The sequence below is a fragment of the Nitrosomonas supralitoralis genome (genome assembly GCF_003011925.2).
GTDB lineage: Bacteria > Pseudomonadota > Gammaproteobacteria > Burkholderiales > Nitrosomonadaceae > Nitrosomonas > Nitrosomonas supralitoralis.
Genome location: NZ_PXXU01000091.1, coordinates 1 through 5,992, shown reverse-complemented (window position 1 = coordinate 5,992; position 5,992 = coordinate 1). Strand labels below are relative to the sequence as shown.

4 protein-coding genes are annotated in these 5,992 nt (G+C 45.4%); all 4 read right to left on the bottom strand.

Annotation, left to right across the window (positions count from 1 at the left end; all coding sequences use genetic code 11):
* Window positions 1–2,649 (bottom strand): N-6 DNA methylase (locus C7H79_RS16085; protein ID WP_147383644.1); only part of this gene is annotated, 2,649 nt, incomplete at its 3' end.
* 429 nt (window positions 2,650–3,078) lie between these two features.
* Window positions 3,079–3,831 carry an endonuclease/exonuclease/phosphatase family protein gene (locus tag C7H79_RS16080; protein ID WP_106708268.1) on the bottom strand — a complete coding sequence of 251 codons (753 nt, stop codon included), beginning with the start codon at window positions 3,829–3,831 and terminating at the stop codon, window positions 3,079–3,081.
* 294 nt (window positions 3,832–4,125) lie between these two features.
* Complete coding sequence (locus tag C7H79_RS16075; RefSeq protein ID WP_106708267.1) at window positions 4,126–5,541, bottom strand: DUF2958 domain-containing protein; 1,416 nt, start codon at window positions 5,539–5,541, stop codon at window positions 4,126–4,128.
* On the bottom strand, window positions 5,538–5,992 hold a 455-nt coding region (locus tag C7H79_RS18145), incomplete at its 5' end, for a hypothetical protein (RefSeq protein ID WP_172592484.1). The genes C7H79_RS16075 and C7H79_RS18145, both read right to left, overlap by 4 nt.

Genomic DNA, 5,992 nt, shown 5'->3' with positions numbered 1-5,992 from the left:
TTTGTTGCCGCGCACCCAACCGTTAAACTGTTCGTTGGCAGTCACCACTTTCTTGCGCAGTATGCCCAATGCTTGAGCATCGCTCATATCCAGCTTTGCCCCACCCAAGGTAATCGTGCCGTTTTTGAGGTAATCGCCAATGCGGTTGAGCAATTTTTCATTGTCAGAAAGTTTGCTGCCAGGCACATTGATATCAACATTCTTGTGCCCTGTTTTTTCATCAAACACAACCGAAGCGGAAGGATGAACAAACCGGCGCAGGAATTCAGCTTTTTCCTCGCATGATACATATGGGCTAAAAAGATTGAAGGTCAGTTTTGAAACATCGATTTTATCCAGGCGACTTTCGGCATCCAGCTTTTGACGCAACAACTTGGCTCGAATCGTGTCATCCGTTGCCTGGGCAATCTCAGCATCGGACCGACGCAGGAAATCGGCATAATTGCCGGTGTAGTAATCATCTGCACGTGTGACATGCCTGCCATCGGGAGAAATACACCAGTTGCTATCCTCAATCGGATTAAAGTCCTGCCCAAATATTTCCCTGGCATCATCAAGGGATGCCCATATCGATCGGTTTTTGTAACGTAATCCCTCGAATCCAGAATCAGCCGTTATCTCAAGAGGTGTCACCGATTGCTGCACATCACCGCGCCATACCGCAGAGAATCCAGTTTTTTTCTGGTAATGATTGCCCATTCGCTTCATGGCATCGCGGAGTTTCCCACCAAGACTGGAAGGGCGGCTTTTTGCTGCTGAGTAGACAACCTGCATGGCATCGGATAGCGCTGGATACTCATCGATGTACTTCACGCCGGTTTCTTCACTCAAGCGCTCATCAAGCACCTGAGATACAGCCAAACCCACGACGCCAGCATTCCAGTATTTTGCCCGGTCACCATGGTCCGGCAGGCGTCGGAGCTCATTGACTGCGGCACGCATCCAGCCAGGAATATCCAGCGCCTGCGAGGTGTCATTCATGTAATCGAATAATTTCTCCGCGTCGGTCCATTGGATTCTGTTTTCAAAGGCTGAGTAGGGAGTTGCCAGCTTGCCAAGCAATCCCGCCATGTCAGCGCTCTCTTCATTGCGCGCCATTGGCACCCACCGGCCAACCTGCATTTGCAGCGTTTGCCCGGATTGAGTAATAGTGTCGCCATCGCGGTAAACTATCGGTGATGTTTCTGTGGTGCCCAACAAATCCCAATCGATTCTTGAGTCAGGGAATCTCCTTAGCATTCTGGCTATTTCTGGCATGCTGGCCGGGTTCATAACGCGATCTACGTCACGGAATTTATGCGGGTCTTTTGGAACGAACTCGCCCAGGATGAATCGCTTGCCTTCGGTATTGAAATACTGACCTTCAATGAAAGTCTGCCATAGCACGTTCGCATCGATCAGCGTTTGAGGTGACTGTTCGCGCAATTCAGCAATCTTGTCGAGTGTTTCCCGGTCATATTTGCGGAAAGCGATAACATCAGTCATGGTATCCGCACTGGCAGTGCCAAATACTGAATTCGGAAGACGATAAGCACCCATGAATTCAGCCATGTAACTTGCCTTGACTCGCAAATCCTCTTCTTTTCCACCCTTGCCGGACACGCATCGTGGTGGCGTGATAAAGACAGCCAGGCCACTTGGTTTTAGTTTCTCAAGCGATCGCAATATAAAGTAATTCTGCAGCGGTTCTTTCTGGTACCGGCTATCGAGCAACTGATTGCCACCGCGATCAGCTACGCCACCAAACGGAACATTGGTGACAATTGCATCAAATTGCTCATCCGGAGTATTGGCCGCAACCTTCTCGAATGGCGATACTGTTGCAACGTAACCCGGTCCACCATTCACCAGACCGTTGATTCTGCCTGATGTTTCGTTGAGCTCAACAGCATCAATCGCCGCATTCAGAGGCGCTGTGGCACCAAATATGCCCACACCGGCACTAGGATCCAGAACTTTGCCACCTTCAAACCCAAGTTCTTCGAGTAGGGTCCAGACACCTTCAGCTATCGGTTTTGGAGTGTAATATTCGTAAGCTGAACCCTTTTTGCCATCCGCGCCAATTAACGCCCCGCCAGTGCCCGAGTATTTAGCAAGCGTCAGTCTTTGTTCGCCCGTTAACTTGTTCGGATCAATCTCACCGGCATCGATACGCGCAAGCAGCGACATAGCGGCCTCGTTGTCTTTCTTTCTTTGAGACTGTTTGCGGTTCGGATCAAACTCATAGTATTGCGAGGTTGGTTCACGTGGGGCTATTACTTCTTCATTGTCTTGCTGACTGGGAGGTTGATCTGACACTTGCTCCAAATCCACCCAGTCCTGCATTTGGACTGGGTTAACGCCATTCTTTGTTTGTCTGCCACGAGTCGTGCTCGACAAGTGCAACAATGTTTTGCCGTCCTCTCGCGTCGCCCCCTGGTTCAAGATATACCAGGTATCGCCATCCACATTGATGATAGGCAGGTCTAGCTTTGGTGGCTTCACAAATTCGGTGGATGCCTGCTGGTTGACCAAACCAAGTCTAATCATTGCCTCGGATTTAACTTTTTGCGCTTGCCGTTTGTCGCTAAATGACGGATTGCTGGCAAGTATCTTGTTCTGCTCTAGTATCGTGTTTTGAATGGATCTTTTTTCTGCGAAGGAAATCATTGTTAAAGTCCTGATGATGGCAATTTATGTCTGCTATCATAAAGACGTGGCAATGCATTATTTGCGCGGTTTTCCGGTGAACAACTACGCGCTATTGATCCCTATAATGGCGCGTCCTTCATCGGTAGAAGTTGGAGGTATAACTTGGTAATTAAGATACGACACAGTCGCTTGATGTTAACAGCATCGAGTGTATTGGCTCACACGTGATCGGATACTTTCAAACTCAAAGCAGGCGGTGAGATAGGATGAAATTCAATTTTTATACTGTTTGTTCATAAAATTTTGGCGTGCACTTGATGTAACTATATATTTTTATTTTAGAAATAAAAACAGGCTGCCGAAATTTGACTAGTAAGGAGTATAATAGAAATAAGCTTTACTTGCGTGGAACCGCAGCGCGGCGACGAGTCAAAGTGCAAGCACTGGTTAACTGCTGATTTCTACGCATAGTGGCATATGATCACTAATGGGTAGCCATTTTTCTTTTGCGCCAAAATTTAACTGGCACCGTTGTAATAAATCACTTGAAACAAAAACATAATCAATATGATAGGCTTTTTCTGTATTTCTTTGATGATAGAACGTGGGCAAAGTCTCCTCTCCTTGTGCCTCTTCATATTGATAGTGGTACAAGCTTTCTATACCTAATTCCTTGAGCTCTTTCACTACATCGGTATGGTTCCACCACCTATCGGTTTTGTCCCATATTTTATTGCTGTTGAAATCACCTAATACTATAGTATTCTTTTGGGAAAGTTCTATTCCGTGGATCTGCAAATACTTCCAAAATTGTCCCATATACCCAAAAACTTCAGAGTCACCGCCTTTTGTCCACACACTTAAGATATTAAATTCTTCATTTAACTGAAAAGGGAGAAATAGTTTTAACTCATTAGTTGACCACCGAAGCGAAGGGCTTTTACTATTTATACCTTTAATTAGAAATTCACCCTCCCAGTACAACTTTTTTACACTATTTCCTTTTCTAGGGAATACTCCTATACCTTTGTGTTTTGAAGTTCCTTCCCACAAATAGTTGCCAGCCCAAGAACTAAAACTTTCACCTGAATTTGATGGATCTTCACACTCTTGAATTATCAAAACATCTGCATCAAGGGCGTCTGCCTCCCGAAATTTTTTTCTTAAAGCCCCATTACAATTCCAAGTCATTATTTTCATGTGCAGTTAGCAAGTATTTATATAGTTTCCGTAGATACTCCATTCTTTTAGGAATAAGAGCAACAGAGTCATTATACTTATCAGGTTCGCTAACCGTATATCATCCTAAATGATACGATATACAGAGCTGAAGATCATATCTGTACTGGCTGTGTAATATTATTGGCCAGATTTCGGAGACTTAAAAAAAATTGACTGGCTGCTTTTGACCGACAGCCGATTGTCAGATCGTATCAAGATTATTTTGGCGCGGTGCCGGATCAAATTTGCTAATGCACGTAGGACGTTTTGTTATCATTTGCCGCCACTCTCCGCTGCCGACAACAATGCGGTGAGAACATCAGCCGTATCATTTAATTCTATATCAAGCGCTTCCATCAAACCAGCTTGTTCAACTCTGGCTGCAATCTCATCCAGTCGCTCGTTGAATCGAATGATATCGGTTTCCGCTTTCAATGATTCCAGTTCTGATATAAATCCTGACTTGGCGCTATCCTCTGGCGATGCATCTTCGGGAGTTTCGGTCGTTTCTGCAGGATCATTAATCTCGCTCGATTCGTCACCGGCCTGAGTGCCTTGAGTTTCATCTTTGCTGTCCGTGCCTCTGATCTGACCCAGGGTTTTAGGTGTCCAGTGAAAATCGAGCTCTACGCCGTGCTGAATGATTTCTTCGATATTAATGTATCCGAGCTCGCCGCCATCTCCAAAGATATCCGCAAGACCGAACGCCTGTATTTGGTCGTCCTCCATATCCTTTTCGGTTATGTACCAATCGCCGGATCCCTTGAAATAGTGCAGATAGGCAATCGCCTTATCACCCATACCATCCTGGTCGTAGGTTTTTGGCATGGTTTTAATTTCATTGGCTATTTCGATCAGCTTATCTTTAAAGAATTGACCTTCCTCGCCACGAATTAAGGAACCGACGGCTGCTAGTTGCGCGGCACCAATGAAGTTTTTCAGCAAAGGCATAACGTTGTTAACATCGGCCACGGTGGTTTGTGGCTCCCCCTCTGGTTCCGGGTCTTTTTGCTGTTCGCCCGTGATTTTCACAGGAACGACAGTAGTAGCGCCGTTAATGAGTTTAAGAGCGGTAAGTGTTCGATCGGGCAAGGTTCCTTTAAAGTCGCTGTGAATTTTGTCGTATTCTGCTCTGGTCATCGGCCACATTCCATCAGCATCGAGTCCGTTATTGTCCAATCCACCGGAACTTCCAACACCCAATGCATCGCGTATTTCTTTAATCCTTTTAACCATCTTCAGCTTTTCGATGCCGGATTGAACGGTTTTAAGGTTCACACGGATACTTCCGACCTCTTTAATCAGCTTTATTTTGTCCATTCCAGATATGCCATCAAACGTCAAATCAGCCGTGTTTTTAACTTCATCGCTGATGATTGCAGAGTCAAGCTCATCCCTGGGCATAGCGATATCCTCTTGCGTATACGACATAAAATCATCAAATGGAGGGATAACCTCTATCCCGCTATTTAGAGGCTGACAGAATCCATATAAATCGGCGGGCGTCAATTTATCGCTATCCAGTAAATACCCTTGCGAACCACTAATCTGATTGATGAATAACCAGTCTTTAAAAAAGCAGATTGCCAATTCATCGCCGCTGTATTCAATTGGGATATCCTCATCTTCAGCGAAGATCGCATCGAATTGACCGGCTGGCGTAAGAACCTTGTAAACGCTATTCGTCATGATTGTTCACCTGGCAAATTATCGACTTCGTTTATAACCGCATATTTAGTTCTAAATCTATTGTAGAGAACGCCGACAATATTGTTGTCATACATACTTGATATGCGTAGAAAGGCTTTTAAGGTGGGCATATCGCCATGTATCGCTACAGAGGGCGGTATATTTCTGCGATTAGGTTGTTCCGGATAAACGAATGAACCGGTTTGATGTGTAAAAGCAACTCCAAACCCGTTAGCAATGCGCCTCGTTGAAACATTCTTGAACTTGCCGGTAAATATTCTATAGCCACCCCAAGAACCAATGTATTTGGCTGTTGGATCATTCAGCCCACCCCACTTGCCAAGTAGGTTTCCCTGATCAATCGGATCAAGATCGTTGAACCAGCTATCGCTAACAATCTCAATGCCCTCGGAAAGCTTTTCTATGGCTTTCTCGTATTCGGATTGATCTT